Origin of the sequence: Flavobacterium celericrescens (assembly GCF_011392075.1) — a bacterium.
Classification (GTDB): domain Bacteria; phylum Bacteroidota; class Bacteroidia; order Flavobacteriales; family Flavobacteriaceae; genus Flavobacterium; species Flavobacterium celericrescens.
Genome location: NZ_JAAJBV010000006.1, coordinates 22,846 through 43,715, shown reverse-complemented (window position 1 = coordinate 43,715; position 20,870 = coordinate 22,846). Strand labels below are relative to the sequence as shown.

The following is a 20,870-nucleotide window of genomic DNA, read 5'->3' as shown; positions in this document are numbered from 1 at the left end:
AAAAAAACCGCACATTGCTGCGCGGTTTTCATTATTTGTGTCGAAAAATATTATTTTCCTAGTTCAGCAATTTTTGCTTCTACTTCTAAATCGTCTCCTTCGAAAACTTTTTCTTCAGTAGTTTCTTTGCCATCAACTATTGTAGTTAAAGTAACTGTTGCTTTTACTTTTCCGTTAGCGTCTTTTACTTTTTTTACTTTGATGTCTTTGATATTTGTTTTTTCATGATTGCAGTTTGGTCCATGAACATGTGCATCACCAATATATTTACCATTTTCATCGTATTGAGACATGCATTTGTCTTTGCATTCTTGAGAACAACCATTCTCTTCACACATTTTAGCACACTCATCTTTAGTCATAGTTGCACATTTTGATAAATCGCATTTTCCTTCGTGACAAACTTCTTTTTTGTCTTTTGAACAACATGCGCCATTTTCAGTTGTAGCACCGTGACCTCCTAAAATTGGAGCAATTACTAAACCAATTAAACATGTTAATTTGATTAAGATGTTCATCGATGGACCAGAAGTATCTTTGAATGGATCTCCAACAGTATCTCCAGTAACCGCTGCTTTGTGTGCGTCAGAACCTTTGTATGTCATTTCTCCGTTGATTTCAACACCTGCTTCAAATGATTTTTTAGCATTATCCCAAGCACCACCTGCATTGTTTTGGAACACAGCCCAAAGCACACCTGAAACCGTAACTCCAGCCATATAACCACCTAACATTTCAGCAATTAATTGATTGTCATCTCCATAAACTAATTTGCCTAACAATACAATTGCAATTGGGAAACCAATCGTTAAAATTCCTGGTAACATCATTTCGCGTAAAGCCGCTTTTGTAGAAATTTCAACGCATTTTCCGTATTCTGGTTTACCAGTTCCTTCCATAATTCCTGGAATTTCTTTAAACTGACGACGTACTTCGTACACCATGTCCATAGCAGCTTTACCTACTGAATTCATTGCTAATGCTGAGAATACAACTGGAATCATTCCACCAATAAACAACATAGCTAATACTGGTGCTTTAAATATATTAATACCGTCAATTCCTGTAAAAGTTACATATGCCGCAAATAAAGCTAATGAAGTTAATGCAGCAGAGGCGATTGCAAAACCTTTTCCTGTTGCCGCAGTTGTGTTACCAACTGAATCTAAAATATCAGTTCTTGTACGAACTTCTTTAGGTAATTCACTCATTTCAGCGATTCCACCTGCGTTATCAGAGATTGGTCCGAAAGCGTCAATAGCTAATTGCATTGCTGTTGTTGCCATCATTGCAGAAGCAGCTAAAGCTACTCCATAAAATCCTGCTAAAGCATAAGTTGACCAAATTGCAGCTCCAAATAATAATACAGTTGGGAAAGTTGAAATCATCCCCGTAGCTAAACCAGCGATTACGTTTGTTCCTGCACCAGTTGATGATTTTTGTACAATTGCTAATACAGGTTTTGTACCTAATCCAGTGTAATATTCTGTTACTGATGAAATTGCTCCACCAACAAATAATCCGATTAAAGTAGCGTAGAAAACACGCATTGCTGAAATTTTTTGTGTTCCTTCACCAAAGAATTCCATTGTCATAACTTCAGGAAGCATGAATTTCACTAAGAAGAAACAAGAAACAGCTGTTAAAACAATAGATACCCAGTTTCCAATGTTTAATGCTTTTTGTACTTGAGCTTCTTTAGCATCGTCGCTTGAAATTTTCACTAACATTGTTCCAATGATAGAGAATAAGATTCCGAAACCAGCGATTGCCATTGGTAATAAAATTGGCCCGATTCCTCCGAAAGCATCATCGATTTTACCACCCATATCTTTAATTACATAATTTCCTAATACCATTGCCGCTAAAACTGTAGCAACATACGAACCGAACAAATCAGCACCCATTCCGGCAACGTCTCCTACGTTATCACCAACGTTATCAGCAATTGTAGCAGGATTACGTGGGTCATCTTCTGGAATACCAGCTTCTACTTTACCTACTAAATCAGCACCTACGTCTGCAGCTTTTGTATAAATTCCACCTCCAACACGTGCGAATAAAGCAATTGACTCAGCACCTAATGAAAATCCAGCTAATGTTTCAAGAACGATTGTCATATCTTCTGTAGATGTCCAAACTCCGTTCATAAAAAATCTAAAGAATATGATAAAGAATCCGGTTAATCCTAAAACAGCTAAACCTGCAACTCCTAATCCCATAACTGTTCCACCACCAAAAGAAACTTTTAAAGCTTGTGGTAAACTAGTACGAGCAGCTTGCGTGGTTCTAACATTAGTTTTTGTTGCGATTTTCATTCCAATATTTCCAGCATAAGCCGAAAATATAGCTCCGAAAACAAATGCAATTACTATCAACCAATGAGTTGTTGGAACGATTGTTGAAATAATTGCTAAGACAACACTTGCTCCAAGAACGAAAAATGTTAATAATTTGTATTCTGCTTTTAAAAATGCTAATGCACCTTCATAAATGTAATCCGAAATTTCTTTCATTTTTCCATCGCCAGCGTCTTGTTTAAGAACCCAAGCGCGTTTAGCTGCCATGAATGCCAACCCTAATAATGCCATTACTATTGGCACATAAATCATCATTGATTCCATAAAATGTTTATTTGGTTTTGTTTGTTAATTATATTCTAATTTTAACAAAAATAAACAAAAAAGGCAATATTCATAGAAAATATTGCCTTTTTTAGTTGATATACAGAAATTTATTTGATACTAAATAATCCTTCTGGTTTGTTTTCAATTTCGTTAAAACGTTGCGTACATTTCATCAAAATTTCTTTTGCTTCATTTACATCTCCCCAACCTTCTACGTCTACTTTTTTGTTTTCTAAATCTTTGTAAACTTGGAAAAAATGCTCAATTTCTTTGATTAAGTGAGGATTTACATCGCTTAAATCATTTAATTTATTCCAAATAGGGTCAGAAACAGGTACACAAATTACTTTTTCATCTGGACCTTTATCGTCTGCCATGTGAAAAACACCTATTGGTTTTACTTCAATCACACATCCAGGAAAGGTTGGTTCGTTAATTAGAACTAAAACATCCAAAGGGTCTCCGTCTAAAGCTAAAGTTTCAGGAATAAATCCATAATCTGCTGGATACATCATTGACGAAAAAAGCATTCTGTCAAAACGCATTCTCTTTAATTCAAAATCATACTCGTATTTGTTTCTACTTCCTCTTGGAATCTCAATCAATACATCAAATGTAGTAACTTTATCTGCTGTCATTTTCTATTATTTTAATAAAGGGTTGCAAAGGTACTACTATAAAACAGTAGAAACAAAAGAGTTTTGCAAAAAAAGTATATATTTTTATACTCTTTAAAAAGTAATTTTTCTTCCTCTTTTTTCAAGATAATAATGCCAAAGAAAATAAGTTGCTACTGAACGATAAGGTTTCCATTTTTGAGCATAGATTTCCATTTCTTCTTTAGTGTGAATATCAAAAAGCTCTTTCATGGTGTTTACAACTGCAATGTCTCCAAGTGGAATTATATCTAATGAATTCAAGCAAAACATTAAATAAACATCAATTGTCCAGTTACCAATGCCTTTAATCTTAATTAACTCTTCTCTAACTAATTCAGGTTTTTTAAATGCTAAACTTTCAATGTTTATTTGTTCTGTTAAAATAGCTTCAGAAAGCGCTTTAATATATTTAGTTTTTTGCCTACTTACTCCACATGAACGAAAATCTTCATCTGAAAAACGGTATACATTTTCAATTGAAAAAATTGGAATTGCATTTTTCAACTTATTAAAAGTAGCTTTGGCAGAATCTATTGAAACTTGTTGTTCTAAAATTAAAAGTACTAATGTTTCAAAACCTTGCGCTCTTTTTGGCTGAATAGGAATTCCATATTGCTGATTTATTTGTTCGAAAACAGCTTCTTTTTTAAGCAGATATGCAATTGCTTTTTCCATTTAGAAATAAAACCCAAATGATGCTTTTACAGTAAATCTATTTGCATCTGGAATGTCTAAATAACTTCCGCGCCAAGCAAAATCAATTCGCAAAACTTTAAAAATATTTCCTATGCCTGCATGGTATTCCCAGTAAATATCTTCTGGAGCACGGTAAACTAATCCAGAAGCATTGATGAAACGATTTTCATCTGAAACTGTTCCATAAACACCTTTTATACCCACAATTTCTCTCCAATTTAATTTTCTCAAAAGTGGAACTCTAGAAAATAATCTTCCATTAAAATGATGTTCAAAATGTAGCGAAGCATATTCATCAGCCACAAAATCATAATAATCTAATAAGTTATAGGTGTTATCTATAATGAAATAAGACTGGTTTCCTGGAATTACACCCATTAATCCTAATGGTACTTGACCGAAAGTTTTTCCTACTTCCAAAGTTGAAAATAATCTACCAAAACCACCAATCAGTACAGGTTGACGATAGTAAAATTGAAGCTTTTGATAATCAAAATCGCTATTCATAACACCTTTTAATCCTTGGCTATAACTTAAGAAAAGACGTGCGTAATTGTTGTCAACTTCCATTCTTTCAACACCATAACCTACAGTTCGTCTTTTTGGAGTAAATTCGGTAACAAAATTAATTTCCGATTGTTTTACTTCGCTTTTGGTTGTAGTTTGAGTTGCATCAGTATAATAATCTAAGCTAAATTGATTAGATGCAGATTTCAATGTACGATACGATAAATTGGTTTGAAAGGTTAAATTTTTAACTGGTTCGATTTCAAAACCAAGTGTAGTTAAATTTACAGAAGTTAATTTATTATTTGTTCCACTAGAGAAGAAAGAAGATGAGGCAAAACTTCGCCCTAAAACATCATTTGAAGTGGTTAAACTAACGCCAATTTGTTCCACATCTCTTCGGTTTCCTGCAGAAAGAATAATTCTATTTTTCTTGTCTACCATCCATTTCCCAGAAATGCCATACTTGAATTTATTATCTTTAAAACCATAAGCGGTATAACCTTGAATGCGCCAAGTATCGTTTGAACCGAAATAAGTTCTTCCACCAAAACGAAGGCGTTGTCCTTCAACATCATTGTATCCAAAGGTTGAAAATATTGGGCCAAAATCCATTTTCCATTTAGGAATTTCGATGTAACCACTTCCTAAAATGGAAGCCAAATTATAAATGCGTTTGAAACGAGGAACTTCTTTTAAAGTATCGAGCATTTTGTATATTCCAGCTTCGTTTTTATTTAGATTTTCGAATCGATTTTCTTCCCAAAACTCATCCGATTTATTGAAAACCGAATTATCGTAAAAATTCACTTCTTCCTTAAAAAACTTGTCTTCTTTCTTTTTGTCAAATTGATGATTCTTGAAAAGAGAAGTACGTTTTCCATAAACTCCTTTAGATTCTTCTTTTTTAGAAAAACTAAAATCAGACATCATGTAATCTCGTGTAAGTAAGAAAACAGAATCATTCATCACTTCAAATTCTTGTTCGATGTAAATTTCTTTTACCCAGTTAATGTTAGCGCTTTTACTTGCTTCGAGATTAATTTTTTTAATTGCAAAAGTGGTGTCGTTTACCCAAAAATCACCTTTAAATGTTAGTTCGTTTTTACGTCTAGGATAATACACAATGTTATAACACCATTTGTTGTCAATATACATACTATCTGACAACACATAATTATATACGTTGATTCCTGTTCTTGATAAAGGACTCACAAAATCTTTATCAAAAAATTTCAAATAATTATCATAAATATCATAATCGGCATACAAATCTTTGATAAAAGTATTTACGCCATCGCCAGAGCCAAGACCTGAATTTTTATTGGCAGTTGTAATTTCTTTTGTTTTTTTAGTTTCGTTGTCACCATAAACTTCACTTAAAGTTTCATTGATAAAAATAGGTAAAAACGTTTTTCCAGAAATTTTTGAAGTATCGATTTGATTAAAAACAAATTCCATTCCTTTGAAAACTTTACTTTTCATAAAGGCTGAATCAATAGTGTTTAAATCAAATTCTACTTTTTCATATTTTTCATATTGATATTGTTTAAACATTTTGAGTCCGTTTTTTCTTCTTCGTTCCCAAATTTTTCTCAAAATATCAAGTGCTGGATTGTCTTTTTTAGATGTTTTTCCAGTATGAATAACAATTTCTTTTAATTGTTCGTTTTCTTTTAAGGTTATTTTTAAATTTTGATTCAAGCCTGGTTTCAGAGGTATTTCTCTTTTTTCATAACCTTCAAATAAAACAACTAAAGCAGTATAATTTTGTTCAGATTCAAAATAGAAAATTCCGTTTTCATCTGTAATTACACCTTCTCTCGAATCTTTAAAGAATACACTAGCAAAGGGGATTGATTCACCTTTTTTATCAACAACTTTCCCTCCAACTTTGGTTTGACCCAAAGCGATTGCTGCAAAAAACAAAGTAAATAGTACTAATTTCTTTTTCATAATTAAAAACAAAAAACTTCATCAGCGAATTACTGATGAAGTTCCAAATATAACGAGTTATTTTTTATTTATAGGTAACTTTTTTTACGGCTTTGATTACATCTTGTGCATTAGGCAACCATTCCTTTAATAAAGTTGGTGAATATGGTGCTGGGGTGTCAGCTGTAGTGATTCTTTGAACAGGTGCGTCTAAATAATCAAATGCTTTTTCTTGTACCATGTAAGTAATTTCAGAAGCAACACTTGCAAAAGGCCAAGCTTCTTCTAAAACAACTAATCTATTAGTTTTTTTAACTGAATTTAAAATCGTGTCATAATCCATTGGGCGAACTGTTCTTAAGTCAATTATTTCACAAGAAATACCTTCTTTTGCTAATTCGTCAGCGGCAATATGAGCTTCTTTAATAATTTTTCCAAAGGAAACGATAGTTACATCTGTTCCTTCTCTTTTAATATCTGCAACTCCTAATGGAATTGTGTATTCTCCTTCAGGTACTTCACCTTTGTCGCCATACATTTGTTCTGATTCCATAAAAATAACAGGATCATTATCGCGAATAGCAGCTTTTAACAACCCTTTTGCGTCATAAACAGTTGAAGGAACGACAACTTTTAATCCTGGTGTATTTGCAAACCAGTTTTCAAAAGCTTGCGAGTGTGTTGCTCCTAATTGACCTGCCGATGCTGTTGGTCCACGAAAAACCATAGGCATTGGAAATTGTCCAGCCGACATTTGACGCATTTTTGCAGCATTATTAATGATTTGGTCAATACCCACTAATGAAAAGTTAAACGTCATGAATTCAACAATTGGTCTATTTCCGTTCATAGCTGATCCTACTGCAATTCCTGCAAAACCTAATTCGGCGATAGGAGTATCAATTACACGTTTTGGTCCAAATTCATCTAGCATACCTTTTGAGGCTTTATAAGCGCCGTTGTATTCAGCTACTTCTTCACCCATCAAATATATTGATTCATCGCGACGCATTTCTTCACTCATTGCTTCGCAGATTGCTTCTCTAAATTGTATCGTTCTCATGTGTTTACTTCTTAAAGTTTTAATGAAAGGCAAAAATAAAAATTAAAACCGATTTTTATATCATTTATGTGAATTTGTTGTTCAATACAATAAGTAATTATTAACTAAAACGTTGTAATTAGTTTTTTGAATAATTAAAAGACACAAAAAAGCCCTTGATTTTAAAATCAAGGGCTTTAAGTGGTACCTCCAGGGATCGAACCAGGGACACATGGATTTTCAGTCCATTGCTCTACCATCTGAGCTAAGGTACCTTTATCAAACAAGGCAATACTGCTTGTTGATTGCGGGTGCAAATATAGAACCTATTTTATATTTTCCAAAACAATTATTAAAAAAAATCAATTTGTATATTTGCAAAACCAAAAACTTTGATATGCTTTTAACAATAGATGTAGGAAATTCAAGAATTAAAGTAGCTGTATTTGAAGAAGATAAGCTAATTGAGTTGTTTGTTTTTGAGCATCAAGAGGCTTTAAAAAAAATTTCAGAAATAGTGAGTTTTTTTCCAAAAATTAGCAACGCTATTTATTCTTCCGTTGGAAAATTAGATGTTGAAGTGTTAGAATTAATCAAAAGTAAAGTAAAAATCAAGATTATTAATCATGATTCATCATTTCCTTTTATCAATAAATACGCTACTCCAAACACATTAGGAATAGACAGGATGGTTTTGTCAGCTGGAGCAACATTAAAATTTCCAAATCAAAATAGATTAATTATTGATGCCGGAACCTGTGTAACATATGATTTTATAGATAAAGACAATTCTTATTTTGGAGGGGCAATTTCTCCAGGAATAAAACTACGTTATAAAAGTTTACATGATTATACAGCAAAATTGCCGTTGCTAACAATTTCTAGTCCAAGTAATTTTATTGGAGATTCTACAAATAATTCGATACACAGTGGTGTGATAAATGGTTTATGTTACGAAATCGATGGTTTTATTTCACAATATTATCTTAAATATCAAGATTTAACAGTAATTTTAACAGGAGGAGACGCAGATTTTTTGGCTAAAAGATTAAAAAGCACCATATTTGCCAATTCAAATTTCTTATTAGAAAGTTTGAACTTATTATCAATATACACAGAAAATAATGATTAAAAAAATTGTAGTCTTTTTTAGTTTACTTGTATCAGCAACCTTATTTGCTCAAGAAAACACAGCTTCACCTTATTCATATTATGGTCTTGGTGAAGTAAAATTCAAAGGAACTCATGACATAAAAGCTATGGGGGGATTAAGTATTGTTGGCGATAGTATTCATTTAAATCTTTCGAATCCAGCGTCTTATTCCAATTTAAAACTTACTACTTTCAGTATTGGAGGAACTTCAACATTTACCAATTTTAACACTTCATCAGATAGTGAAAAAGCGCAAAGAACCAGTTTAGATTATTTAGCTGTTGGTTTGCCATTGGGTAAATTTGGGATGTCTTTTGGTTTAATGCCTTATAGTGCAGTAGGTTACAAGGTTCAAAGTATCACTGAAGCTGCTGATGATCCTGATGGTTTAGAAAGGTCTAAACAGTTTACTGGTGATGGTAATATTAATAAAGTGTTTTTTGGAACTGCTTACAACATAACTCCAAATCTGAGTGCAGGAGTTGATTTTAGTTACTATTTTGGGGATATTAATACTAAGGATATTGAGTTTATAACTGATCCAATTGTGCAGTTGGGAACGAGAGAACTTAATAATTCAAAAATATCTGGTTTCTCATTGAATTTGGGCTTGTTGTATAATTGTAAAATTTCTCAAAAGTTAGACTTGTTTTCTAGTGTAACATATAGTCCTGAGAGCGATTTAACATCTAAAAACGCTAGAAATATTGCGAATATTATTTTTACCACAAGCGGGTCTGAATTTGTAGATACTGAAAATGCAGTTGACATCAATGTTCAAGATACAAAATTAAAACTTCCAAGTAAATTTTCTTTTGGAGCAGGAATTGGTCAAGCAAAAAAATGGTTAATAGGCTCTGAAATAACATTTCAAAACACAAGCAAATTAGGTAATCGTTTTGATGACATTACTGGTGCTACGTTTGAAAATTCTACAAAAATTTCAATTGGAGGTTATTACATACCAAAATATGATTCTTACAATGGATATTGGAATAGAGTAGTTTATAGAGCTGGTTTTAGACACGAAAACACGGGTTTAGTTATAAACAACGAAAGTATTAAGGATTATGGTGTGAATTTCGGTTTTGGATTGCCATTAGGAATTTCAAATATTAATTTAGGATTTGAATTTGGAAAAAAAGGAACCACTACGAACAATTTAATTGAAGAAAATTATTTCAATGTAAGTGTTGGTCTTTCTTTAAGTGATATTTGGTTCAAGAAAAGAAAAATTGACTAAATCTAATTTATTCGAGCTGGATATGACTTTTTCGTTTAGCTTTATTAAAATATTTAAAAGTGCAATTATACTGTTTTGTGTAATTGTACTTTTTTCATGTGAAAGTGATTTGAAAAAAGTCCAAAAACTTAGCGAAACTTCTTTTATTCCAACAGGTGAAGCAGATTCTATAAATTTGAAATATACTGATTCGGGAAAGATAAAGTCCATTTTGAAGAGTCCTAAAATGCTCGATTACAGCAATATTCAAAATGCATTTACAGAATTTCCAAAAGGAATACACCTTACATTAATGGATGAAAAAGGAAATAAAAGTACTGTGGTTGCGGATTATGCAATTTCTTACAAGAAAACTGAAATTATAGATTTGCAAGGAAATGTAATTATTACCTCGCATGATGGAAAAAAATTAGAAACTTCTCAACTTTATTTTGATCAAAAAAACGAATGGTTTTTTACTGAAAAATTATTCAAATATACAGATGAAGCCGGTGGTTATCTTGAAGGTCCAGGAGTTGACTTTAGTAAGGATTTTAAAATTTTCAACATGCAAAAAAGCAACGGAGAAGTTAATACACTTGATTAATTATTATTTATAAACAATCTTTTAAAAAAACATTATAATGAATTATTTGAAAATTGTACAATATTTTTACTTAGCATTTGCTGCTTTTTTTGCTTACGATGCATTTGCTAAATACAATAATGATGAAAGCTATTTCTTAAGTATTTTAATTGCAGCTGTATCATTAGGAATGTTTTTTTTTAGAAGACATTTTTACAACAAGTATCAAAATAAAAAATAATTATTGAGGATTAGATTAATATAATTAAAATCTAAAACCAAAGAGAAGACCAAAAACTTTAAAAAAATCTATGAAAATATATCTTTTCTATTTTATTATTAAATAGATAATTGTATTTTCGCCCTCTGAAAAAAATTAAACACAAATAAAAATGGCAGTTTTATCTAAAATTAGACAACGTTCATTCTTCCTAATTGTAATTATTGCATTAGCATTATTTTCATTTGTATTAGCAGATGTAATTCAAAGTGGAACATTTGGAAATAGTGCAAATAATATTGGTTCAGTAAATGGAACAGATATTTCTGGGCAAGAATTTATGCAACAAGTTGCAATGATTGAAAAACAAGGTCAAGGTATGACTAACACTCAAGCAATTAATAGTGCTTGGGAACAAAATGTAAGAAGCATAATTCTTGGAGAAGAGTTTGAAAAATTAGGCCTTAAAATTGGTGACGAACAATTAATTAACGTTATCAAACAAAATCCAAATTTTGCTCAAAATCAACAGTTTTTGAATGCAGCAGGTCAGTTTGACGAAAATAAATTTAAAGAATATATCAAGTCTTTAAAAAATGCCCCTAACCAAGAACAATGGTTGCAATGGAAAGAGTTTGAAAAAAACATCGAAAAATATGCTGTTGAGCAAATGTATAACACAATGATTAAATCAGGTGTTATTACAACAAAGGCGGAAGGTAAATTTGCATACCAAATGGAAGCAGACAAAGCTGATTTTGATTATGTAACTGTAGCATATTCTACTGTAAACGATGATCAAGTTAAAGTTTCAGATGATGAAATTTTAGAGTACATGAAAAAAAATGCTAAAAAATATAAATCTGATAACACAAGAAGTATCGATTTTATTTTAGTTGAAAACAAACCGTCAAAAGAAGATGAGGAAGCAATGTTGACTTCTATAAATAATGTTTTGAATGGAAAAGTTGTTTACAACGAGCAAACAAAATCTAATGACACTTTGCAAGGTTTTAGAGCTGTATCAAATGTTGGAGAATTTGTAAATGCAAATTCTGATATCAAGTTTGATTCTACTTATTTAGCAAAGAAAGATTTACCAATTGAATTTCAAGAGCAATTATTTAATTTGCCAGCAGGCGCTGTTTTTGGACCTTATGTTCATAACGGACACCAATGTGTTTCAAGAATGATTGGAAGAAAACCAAATGCAAGTGCAAAAGCTAGTCATATATTAATCGCATATAAAGGAGCAGAAAGATCAAGCGCTACAAGAACAAAAGAAGAAGCTCAAAAATTAGCAAACGATTTATTAACGCAAGTAAAAGCAAATCCAACTAATTTTGCAATGTTAGCAATGGCTAATTCAGATGATCCAGGATCTAAAAGCAATGGTGGAGAATATGATAATATTGCTCCGGGTCAAATGACACCAAAATTTAATGATTTTGTTTTTAATAATCCTGTTGGAACAATGGGAGTAGTTGAAACAGAATTTGGTTTCCACGTAATGAAGGTTTCAGGTAAAAATGATGCTGTTTTGCTAGGAACTATAGCTCAAAAAATACAAGCTTCTGATGCTACTATAGATGCGGCATACACTAAAGCAAGCCAGTTAGAATCAAGTGCTACTGAAAATAAAGATTTTGAAGCTGTTGCTAAAAAAGCAGGACTAATTGTCACACCTGCAACAAACATTAAAGCATATGATGAATATATACAAGGTTTAGGAGCTCAAAGAGAAATGGTGCGTTGGAGTTTTAATGAAGAAACAGAAGTTGGAAATGTAAAACGTTTTGAAGCGCCACAAGGATTTGTAATTGCAAAATTAAAAGATATCAATGATACTGGTTTATTACCTATTGATGTTGCAAAACAATCTGTTGAGCCAATCTTAAAAAATCAGAAAAAGGCTGAAATTATTAAGAAAAAAATGAGTGGAACTTCATTAGAGGCTGTTTCAAAATCTTCAGGTGCATCTGTTTTAACGGCTACTGGTGTTTCTATCAAAAATCCTATAATTCCAAATGTAGGAATGGAATCTAAAGTTGTTGGAAAAGCATTTGGTTTAGCTTCTGGAAAAACTTCTGATATTATTGAAGGTACAAGTGGAATGTTTATTATTAGAGCTAAAAAGGTAACTAAAGCTCCTGCAATTTCAAATTACACCACTTATATCAATCAAGATAGAACTCAAAATCAATCTTATGCAATGTCTAAAGCTTATACGGCAATTAAAGACAAAGCAGATATAAAAGATAATAGAGCAAAATTTTAACAAAAGTTAAAAGGTATAAAAAAAAGAGCTGATTTAATCAGCTCTTTTTTTTATACCTTTTTGATAACATATGTTACTATTCCCCAAACAACAAAATCGTTGTGTAAATCGATTTTTATAGGTTCGTAATTTAAATTCTCTGGAATTAAAAAAAGATGATCTTCTTCTATCTTAATTCGTTTAACCGTAAACTCGCCATCTATTAAACAAACAGCTATTTTATTGTTTGTAGGCTCTAGACTTCTATCTATGACTAGAATATCGCCGTCATCAATACCTGCGCCTGTCATTGAATTTCCGGAAGCTTTTGCATAAAATGTTGCTTCTGCATTTTTTACTAAAGTTTTGTCCAAACTTATTTTATTTTCCTCAAAATCCGCCGCTGGTGATGGAAAACCTGCTTTAATTCCACTGCTTATAAATTGTTGCCCTTCAGAAAAAGCATCATCGGGGATGAAAATATTTAGTTTTGTATTTAATGACATTTTATTTCTAATATTTCTTTAAAATTAGTCGTATATTTATTAGATAAATGATGTTGTTTCATTTTCCATGTACGTTGCAAGTCTTGATTACCTAAGCGAATTTTTCGTTCTCCAATTCTTTTATGGTAGTCATCCATTACTTGCATTATTTTCTGATACTTTGGATTTTCATCATCAAATAAATGAAATTGCTTTTGATTTGATGGAATAATCTCTGTTACTATAACACCTGCCTTTTTATATGAGGTTTTTTCTTGATAAATTTCGTTTAACATTTCTATTGCAATATTGCTTATCGAAAAAGCTGTGTTACTTGGAAAAGGAAGCGTCTTTAAGCGATAAAAGCTATATCGAGAATCAGTCGTTTTAAATTTGTTTTTTTGCAAATACAAGATCACTCCATAGCAACATGAATTTTGTTTACGAAGTTTTTCGGAGCAAATAGACGCAAATGTAGCTATTCGTTCTTTTAATTCATTATAATCGTTTATATCGTGCTCAAAACTTCTAGTAATAGCGATTGTTCTTTTTGTTTTGGGTTCGTTTATCTCTAAAATTGATTTTCCTTCCAATTCATATTTCAAGCGAATACCTACAACTCCCATTTCTTTTTTAATAAACGGTTCGTTGTGTGGTAAGGTAAAATCATAAGCCGTTAAAATATTTTTACGTTGCATTTTTTTTGTTAATCGATAACCGATTCCCCATACGTCTGCAATTTTTGTCCATTTCAAAGCCTTAATACGTTTTTCTTCAGTATCGATAACATAAACGCCATTGGTGCGTTCAGGGAATTTTTTAGCAATACGATTTGCTAATTTAGCTAAAGCCTTTGTTGGAGCAAATCCAATACCTGTAGGAATACTTAGCCATTTTGATATTCGTTGCTGAATATTTAATCCAAGAGAATGATAATCTGCAATTTGTTGTCCATCAAAATTTAAAAAAGCTTCATCAATGCTATACATTTCTACATTAGGCGTGAAATTTTCTAAAATTTTCATAACTCTTTGACTTAGATCGCCATAGAGTACATAATTTGATGAAAAAACTTTTATATTTTGCTGTTGGATGAATTCTTTAATTTTGAATTCAGGTATTCCCATAGGAATTCCGAGCGCTTTAGCTTCACTGCTTCGAGATATAACACAACCGTCATTATTAGACAATACTACGACTGGTTTGTTGTTATATTGAGGCTGAAAAATACGCTCACAAGAAACATAAAAATTATTACAATCTACTAGTGCATACATCTTGTAAAATTACTTTTCTTTTGCCAAAAAGTAAATAATACAATTGTTAATGTTAATAACTTTGAATTATCGCTTTAACGAAAAATGAGCCTTAAATATCTGTTTTGTTTGAGATGTTTGCGATAAATATTCTACGGTAAACCAATAATCTGTTGATGGTAATTTTTCACCATTATAAGTTCCATCCCAACCAAAACTTGCGGGAGATAATTGTTTTAAAAATTTCCCGTATCGATCAAAAATTGAAATAACGGCATTCGGTTGTTGGCTTAAATCCCAAATATTCCAATTGTCATTAATTCCATCACCATTTGGTGTGAAATAATTTGGATAATTAATAATATAAATTGGTCCAATGCGGGTCGGAGAGCAATTACCTAAAATATCAATTATATTAACAAAATATTCACCCGTTTCTAAATCAGAAAAAACATTGCTAGATTGTATTGCGCTTAAATTTCCATTTGGATATTCTAATTGATACAAGTAATCACCATAACCTCCTGTAATATTTACTGTAATAAATGTATTGTTTTCAAAAGCAGAACTCACATCAAAATCAGCAACCGCAGGTCCTGATTGAGTAATTGTAACGGTTGTATTATTGTAATTACAAGCAGAACCAACGTCTGGAGTAAGTTTTATAAACTCAACATCATATGTTCCAGCTTGAGTAGCTGTATAATTTGGTCCAGTTCCCATAAGTGTGCCATTCAAGTACCAATTTACCGTAAAGAAAGCTGGATTTAGTCCAGAATGAATGGTAAAGTTTCTATATACTGTTCCTGTTATAGCATCTACACAGATAATTCCTCCTTGTAATGTGATGTCTAACAGTGGATGTACTGTAAAAGTAAATGCAATTTCATCATTACAATTTGGATTTCCTGTTGCTGAAGCATATACATAATACGTATATGTTCCTGGTGTTGAAATGTTTAAATTCGTAATTAAATCAGCAGTATTTCCTCCTGGTTGTGAATAATAATTAATGTTATATGGTACAGTTGGTAATGCTGGTAAAACATAGTTTCCACATTCTTCATTATCGAAAACCAATCCTAAAGCAGCTAAATTTGGCGTTTCTGAAACTATAATATCAAAACTATCTTCTTGAGTACAAATAATTCTATCCCCATTTACGGCGTATACATAAATAGTTGTAGTTGTGTTTGGAGTATTGAAAATTGTTCCATTTGGTATAGGATTAATACCATTTGGGTCATAAAAATAACCAATTGAATAATTAAAAGGAGTTGGAGCTATATGTGTTAGTGCCGGTAATTGAAAATTATCATTCTCGCAAACATTAATATTTTGATAATCGGGTAAATTGATGCCGTTATATGTCATTGTGAAAGGTAAATCTCTTACACAAAGAGTAGTTGGGTCAACATTGTAAATATAAAATGTGTGTGTGTAATTAAATACATCTGTAGGAGAAACAACAACTCCTGTTCCAGAAGGGCCGCCAGATTCGGTATAAATAGTTCCAAATGTTGGTGCAGGTATTGAATAAGGTTGACATTTAGTCTCGCTTAAAACGCCATCAACAGGTGGAAAAGGGTTTAATGAAATAGTAAAACTCGATTCGTTAGCACAACCATTTGCATCCGGGCCATTATAGATATAATATGTTCCTGGTGCTAAATGAGCGCCTGATAAATCAATAATGTTTCCTGCATGTAATTGCTGTTGCCCAATAATTGTAGGTCCACCAGATAAAGTATAATAAGTGCCGTTAGCTAGAGTAGGTAATACAAATTCTCCACAATGTGTTCCGCTTGGTATTACATCAACTGCTGGTCTTGGATAAATAGTTATGTTATAATTTAAATTGTCAGTACAATTCGGAAGCACCGATGTGTTTGTAAAATAGTATACAGTTTGTGAAGAGGTAATTATCAAATCTGTTATATGGGTTCCTCCACCCATTGGCGCTGTATAATATCCGCCAAAAGCAACTGAAGGCAATGTGTAACTTCCACAAGCTGAAACAGCGGTGAATTGAGAGGTGTCAACTAAATTTATGTCAAATGTGTTTTCTATTGAACAATTAGCATTTGAAGAAAAAACATAATATGTTCCAGGGAAATTTGGACCATTAACACTAATTACATCTCCAGGATTTAACGCACCAATTCCTCCAGAAAAAAGAAAATATGAACCATTAGTTAAAGGAGGTAATACATACGAATCACAAGCTGTTACATCTGAAGGTGAATCTGCTAAAGGTATTGGGTGAATGTTGATTATGAATTGGTCATCTCTACAAAAAATACCATTAACTTCAGCATAATAATAAATGGTCATTGAAGTGCTTACTTGTGTAGTATTTGTAAATTGTGTTCCTTCTGGAAGCAGAACCCCAGTTCCTGAAGGGCCTCCAGGTGCGGTATAAAAATCGCCTATATTTTCAGGTGGAGTTGGAATAGTAAACACCCCACAATGATCTAATTGAGGAACATACTCATCGATTAATGTTAAATTAAATGTTGATTCATTAGTACATCCATTAGCATCAGGACCAATAAAGATATAATATGTTCCGCCATTGTCAATTATGTCTCCCGCATTTAACGGCGTTCCAGTTCCACCAGGACCAGTGAAATAATTCCCATTGGTGATAACTGGCAAGGTAAAATCATGACATTCTGTTGGATCTGGAATGTCATCCACTGTAGGCAAAGGGTTTACAATTAGAGTAACTGAGGTAACATCAAAACAATTTGGATTTGAATTATCTTGCATTCTAATACCTATAGTTACAGTTGTAGTTCCATTAAGTATTGAAATAGAGGTTATTGCACCTATTCCAGTAGTAGCTTCGGCTACAGTGTTATAGTATGAAATAGTATAATTAGCTGCCGATTGTCCATTTAATACTTCAGCATCTAAAAGCGTTGTAAATGTGTAATTAGTACTGCCAACACCTTCACACAGTTGAATGTTGTTAGGTTGTGTAGCTATAACTGCATTTGTAACAATTAAATTAAACGGATAAACTGCATCACAGAAATTTCCTGTTAAGGTGTTTAATATTTTTATCAAAATGGTCTGTCCACCTGAGCTAGGATAAGTGCTTAAACTAGCATTTGGTATTGGATTGTTTGCCACAATATCTGCAGGTGTTTCATAATATAGAACATCATAAATTGCAGGGTTTAATCCTAAAGAAACTTCATTATTTGTGGTTAAATTAAATGAATACGTAGCAGCACCAGTGTTGCAAGTTTGTAAGTTTTGTGGTGCTATTACAGCTAAGTCAGTAAATACAACCGTGTCCGTTATTAAACAAGAGCCTTTCACTGCTTCAACAGTATATGTTCCAGCTTGTGTTACCGTGTAAGAAGAATTGGTTTCACCTGGAATTGGATTTCCATTTTCAAACCAAGTATAAGTGTAAGTAGTGTCTAAACCTGTGTCTAATAGATATTCATCTCCTGTACAAATAATTTGATCGGGACCCATATCTAAAGTTGTTGTAAAACTTCCTGCAGCTAAAAAAACAGCAGAATCATAACTTGAGTCATTATAATCACCAATGACTAATCTAATTTTATAAGGAGTATTTGGAATAACTGCAGATGCTGCATTCATTAGAACTGTATGGCCACGCATGTTCAATGTTGATGCTGATGGATTAATTACGTTGTATACATCAAAAAATGACGCATTGGAAGACGCACAAGTTTCACCTGGAAAATTGTAAATAGAATTTCTAATATCTTTTACTGTTACAGGTGTACTAGTGCCTGGAATTACAGCTAAATTTGTAGATACACCAGTGCTTAAATTGGTTAAAACAAATGCAAAAACATCGCTAAATTCACATTGATATTCACCATATTCGTTAGACGCAAAAAGGAAATTAAAATTAAATGTATTCGAAAGCGGTATAAAATCAAATTCTAAAAACGCTACATCAGTAATTGCCGCTGTTTGACCGCTTGAATTACTTAAATTTTGTAAATAAACATCACTATTTGTATTAATTTGTGTGCTTAAATTAGTGTTTAAATATTGTCCTTGCGTATTTATTGCTGCTCCATTTCGAATAATAATTCCTTCATTTATTGGAAATGAAGAAGCATTTCTATTAAAATAAGCAACCGATTGCGCTGAAGAAATAGAGATGTTTGAAACTTCTACACAAGAATTTCCAAGTAATAAATCAACTAATTGAGCTGGCGAATTAGTTGTATTGTCAACGGTTATTGTTTGAGAAAACAAACTTGTTGAAAATAAAATGGCGAATATATAGGTTATTTTTTTCAAGATTTTGTTTGGGATTAAAATCATTGATATAAATATAGGGAAAAAATAAAAATGATATTTATTATAATTATGAAAAAGTTCAAACATTAATAATTATTCAAACTTTTTCACAATTTTTTAATTATTTGTTAATCATTCAATTTTAATACAGCCATAAATGCTTCTTGAGGAATTTCAACATTTCCTACTTGACGCATACGTTTTTTACCTTTTTTCTGTTTTTCAAGAAGTTTACGTTTACGTGAAATATCTCCACCATAACATTTTGCAGTAACGTCTTTTCTTAAAGCTTTAATAGTTTCACGTGCGATGACTTTAGCACCAATGGCAGCCTGAATTGGAATATCAAACTGTTGTCTTGGAATTAATTCTTTTAGCTTCTCACACATTTTTTTACCAATGTTGTATGCATTACTTTCGTGAATTAAAGCCGAAAGCGCATCTACTGGCTGTGCATTTAATAAAACATCTAAACGCACTAATTTTGATTCGCGCATTCCTATTGGATGGTAATCAAAAGAAGCATATCCTTTAGAAACTGTTTTTAATCTATCATAAAAATCGAATACGATTTCCGCTAATGGCATATCGAAATTCAATTCTACACGTTCTGTTGTTAAATAGGTTTGATTAGTAATTAAACCACGTTTTTCAATACACAAACTCATTACGTTTCCTACGAAATCTGATTTTGTGATGATGGTTGCCTTGATATATGGTTCTTCTACTCTGTCTAATTTTGAAGGTTCAGGTAAATCCGATGGATTGTTTACAATTAAAATAGTGTTAGGTTCTTTTTTAGTGTAAGCATGATACGAAACGTTAGGAACCGTTGTAATAACCGTCATGTCGAACTCACGCTCTAAACGTTCTTGGATAATTTCCATGTGCAACATTCCTAAGAATCCACAACGGAAACCAAATCCTAAGGCAGCCGAACTTTCAGCAGCAAACACTAATGAAGCATCATTCAACTGAAGTTTCTCCATCGAAGCGCGTAAGTCTTCGTAATCTTCTGTATCTACAGGATAAATTCCAGCGAAAACCATTGGTTTTACATCTTCAAATCCTAAAATCGCATTTTGAGTTGGCTCTTTTGCATCTGTAATTGTATCACCAACTTTTACTTCTTTAGCTTCTTTAATTCCCGAAACTAAGTAACCAACATCTCCGGTAGAAATTATGCTTTTTGGAACTTGATTTAATTTCAATGTTCCAACTTCGTCTGCATAATATTCGTTTCCAGTCGCCATGAATTTAATTTTCTGACCCTTTTTGATTTCTCCATTAAGAACACGGAAAATAACTTCAATTCCTCTAAATGGATTGTAATGTGAATCAAAAATCAACGCTTGAAGCGGTTCGTTTGGATCTCCTTTTGGAGCTGGAATTTTCTCAATAATAGCTGCCAAAATATTTTCAACACCAAAACCTGTTTTTCCAGATGCGTGAATAATATCCTCTAATTTACATCCTAATAAATCGATAATATCATCACTAACTTCTTCAGGATTGGCACTAGGCAAGTCTACTTTATTTAAAACTGGGATAATTTCCAAGTCGTTTTCTAAAGCCAAATATAAATTCGAAATCGTTTGTGCCTGAATACTTTGCGCCGCATCTACAATCAACAAAGCCCCTTCACAAGCGGCAATTGAACGAGAAACTTCGTATGAGAAATCCACGTGACCTGGCGTATCAATCAAATTCAAAATGTATTGTTCCCCTTTGTAGGTATATTCCATTTGAATGGCGTGACTTTTTATGGTAATACCACGTTCGCGTTCTAAGTCCATGTTATCTAATAACTGAGCTTTTTCTTCACGAGCTGTAACGGTTTGCGTAGCACCTAATAAACGGTCCGCTAACGTACTTTTTCCGTGGTCAATGTGTGCAATAATGCAGAAATTTCTAATGTGTTTCATC

General features: G+C 32.3%; 14 protein-coding genes and 1 tRNA gene. 5 read left to right on the top strand and 10 right to left on the bottom strand.

The annotated features are described in order from the left end of the window. Positions 1-50: 50 nt before the first annotated feature. The 6 genes from G4L40_RS09045 to G4L40_RS09020 all read right to left on the bottom strand — a co-directional run bounded on the left by G4L40_RS09045 (position 51) and on the right by G4L40_RS09020 (position 7,741). Positions 51-2,624, bottom strand: coding sequence for a sodium-translocating pyrophosphatase (locus tag G4L40_RS09045; protein WP_166236881.1), 2,574 nt, complete (start codon positions 2,622-2,624; stop codon positions 51-53). A 110-nt stretch (positions 2,625-2,734) separates the two neighbouring features. Further along, entirely contained in the window at positions 2,735-3,265 is a 531-nt protein-coding gene (locus tag G4L40_RS09040; RefSeq protein ID WP_166236880.1) for an inorganic diphosphatase, read from the bottom strand. 93 nt (positions 3,266-3,358) lie between these two features. Then, entirely contained in the window at positions 3,359-3,961 is a 603-nt protein-coding gene (locus tag G4L40_RS09035) for a DNA-3-methyladenine glycosylase family protein (protein WP_166236879.1), read from the bottom strand. After that, positions 3,962-6,445, bottom strand: a complete 2,484-nt coding sequence (locus G4L40_RS09030) for a DUF5686 family protein (RefSeq protein ID WP_166236878.1) — start codon at positions 6,443-6,445, stop codon at positions 3,962-3,964. A 64-nt stretch (positions 6,446-6,509) separates the two neighbouring features. Continuing rightward, a complete protein-coding gene (locus G4L40_RS09025) occupies positions 6,510-7,487 on the bottom strand; it encodes a pyruvate dehydrogenase complex E1 component subunit beta (protein ID WP_166236877.1) in 978 nt (325 codons plus the stop codon). Between the two features lie 181 nt (positions 7,488-7,668). Continuing rightward, positions 7,669-7,741 (bottom strand) — tRNA-Phe (locus G4L40_RS09020). Positions 7,742-7,863: 122 nt separating this feature from the next. Between G4L40_RS09020 and G4L40_RS09015 the strand changes: the two genes are divergently transcribed. The 5 genes from G4L40_RS09015 (at position 7,864) to G4L40_RS08995 (ending at position 12,925) form a co-directional block, all read left to right on the top strand. Beyond that, the gene (locus G4L40_RS09015; protein ID WP_166236876.1) at positions 7,864-8,598 is read left to right on the top strand and encodes a type III pantothenate kinase; all 735 of its coding nucleotides are present in this window, start codon (positions 7,864-7,866) and stop codon (positions 8,596-8,598) included. After that, complete coding sequence (locus G4L40_RS09010) at positions 8,591-9,862, top strand: hypothetical protein (protein ID WP_166236875.1); 1,272 nt, start codon at positions 8,591-8,593, stop codon at positions 9,860-9,862. The genes G4L40_RS09015 and G4L40_RS09010 overlap by 8 nt, the downstream gene beginning before the upstream one ends. Positions 9,863-9,884: 22 nt before the next feature. Next, positions 9,885-10,448, top strand: a complete 564-nt coding sequence (gene lptC, locus G4L40_RS09005; RefSeq protein WP_166237002.1) for an LPS export ABC transporter periplasmic protein LptC — start codon at positions 9,885-9,887, stop codon at positions 10,446-10,448. A 37-nt stretch (positions 10,449-10,485) separates the two neighbouring features. After that, complete coding sequence (locus G4L40_RS09000; protein ID WP_166236874.1) at positions 10,486-10,668, top strand: hypothetical protein; 183 nt, start codon at positions 10,486-10,488, stop codon at positions 10,666-10,668. A gap of 151 nt (positions 10,669-10,819) precedes the next feature. Beyond that, positions 10,820-12,925 (top strand): peptidylprolyl isomerase, encoded by a 2,106-nt coding sequence (locus tag G4L40_RS08995; RefSeq protein WP_166236873.1) that lies wholly within the window; start codon positions 10,820-10,822, stop codon positions 12,923-12,925. A 50-nt stretch (positions 12,926-12,975) separates the two neighbouring features. Here the strand turns inward: G4L40_RS08995 and G4L40_RS08990 are convergent, their stop codons facing one another. The 4 genes from G4L40_RS08990 to lepA form a co-directional block, all read right to left on the bottom strand. Further along, the gene (locus G4L40_RS08990; protein WP_166236872.1) at positions 12,976-13,410 is read right to left on the bottom strand and encodes a LexA family protein; all 435 of its coding nucleotides are present in this window, start codon (positions 13,408-13,410) and stop codon (positions 12,976-12,978) included. Continuing rightward, a complete protein-coding gene (locus G4L40_RS08985) occupies positions 13,401-14,666 on the bottom strand; it encodes a Y-family DNA polymerase (RefSeq protein ID WP_166236871.1) in 1,266 nt (421 codons plus the stop codon). Before G4L40_RS08985 ends, G4L40_RS08990 begins: the two co-directional genes overlap by 10 nt. 66 nt (positions 14,667-14,732) lie before the next feature. Further along, positions 14,733-18,944, bottom strand: coding sequence for a T9SS type B sorting domain-containing protein (locus tag G4L40_RS08980; RefSeq protein ID WP_166236870.1), 4,212 nt, complete (start codon positions 18,942-18,944; stop codon positions 14,733-14,735). Between the two features lie 128 nt (positions 18,945-19,072). Beyond that, positions 19,073-20,869 (bottom strand): translation elongation factor 4, encoded by a 1,797-nt coding sequence (gene lepA / locus G4L40_RS08975; protein ID WP_166236869.1) that lies wholly within the window; start codon positions 20,867-20,869, stop codon positions 19,073-19,075. Between the last annotated feature and the right edge of the window lies 1 nt (position 20,870).

Excerpts from the sequence above, each read along its gene's own strand:
- G4L40_RS09045 (WP_166236881.1), bottom strand. The coding sequence starts at position 2,624 with ATGGAATCAATGATGATTTATGTGCCAATAGTAATGGCATTATTAGGG.
- G4L40_RS09040 (WP_166236880.1), bottom strand. The coding sequence starts at position 3,265 with ATGACAGCAGATAAAGTTACTACATTTGATGTATTGATTGAGATTCCA.
- G4L40_RS09035 (WP_166236879.1), bottom strand. The coding sequence starts at position 3,961 with ATGGAAAAAGCAATTGCATATCTGCTTAAAAAAGAAGCTGTTTTCGAA.
- G4L40_RS09030 (WP_166236878.1), bottom strand. The coding sequence starts at position 6,445 with ATGAAAAAGAAATTAGTACTATTTACTTTGTTTTTTGCAGCAATCGCT.
- G4L40_RS09025 (WP_166236877.1), bottom strand. The coding sequence starts at position 7,487 with ATGAGAACGATACAATTTAGAGAAGCAATCTGCGAAGCAATGAGTGAA.
- G4L40_RS09015 (WP_166236876.1), top strand. The coding sequence starts at position 7,864 with ATGCTTTTAACAATAGATGTAGGAAATTCAAGAATTAAAGTAGCTGTA.
- G4L40_RS09010 (WP_166236875.1), top strand. The coding sequence starts at position 8,591 with ATGATTAAAAAAATTGTAGTCTTTTTTAGTTTACTTGTATCAGCAACC.
- lptC (WP_166237002.1), top strand. The coding sequence starts at position 9,885 with ATGACTTTTTCGTTTAGCTTTATTAAAATATTTAAAAGTGCAATTATA.
- G4L40_RS09000 (WP_166236874.1), top strand. The coding sequence starts at position 10,486 with ATGAATTATTTGAAAATTGTACAATATTTTTACTTAGCATTTGCTGCT.
- G4L40_RS08995 (WP_166236873.1), top strand. The coding sequence starts at position 10,820 with ATGGCAGTTTTATCTAAAATTAGACAACGTTCATTCTTCCTAATTGTA.
- G4L40_RS08990 (WP_166236872.1), bottom strand. The coding sequence starts at position 13,410 with ATGTCATTAAATACAAAACTAAATATTTTCATCCCCGATGATGCTTTT.
- G4L40_RS08985 (WP_166236871.1), bottom strand. The coding sequence starts at position 14,666 with ATGTATGCACTAGTAGATTGTAATAATTTTTATGTTTCTTGTGAGCGT.
- lepA (WP_166236869.1), bottom strand. The coding sequence starts at position 20,869 with ATGAAACACATTAGAAATTTCTGCATTATTGCACACATTGACCACGGA.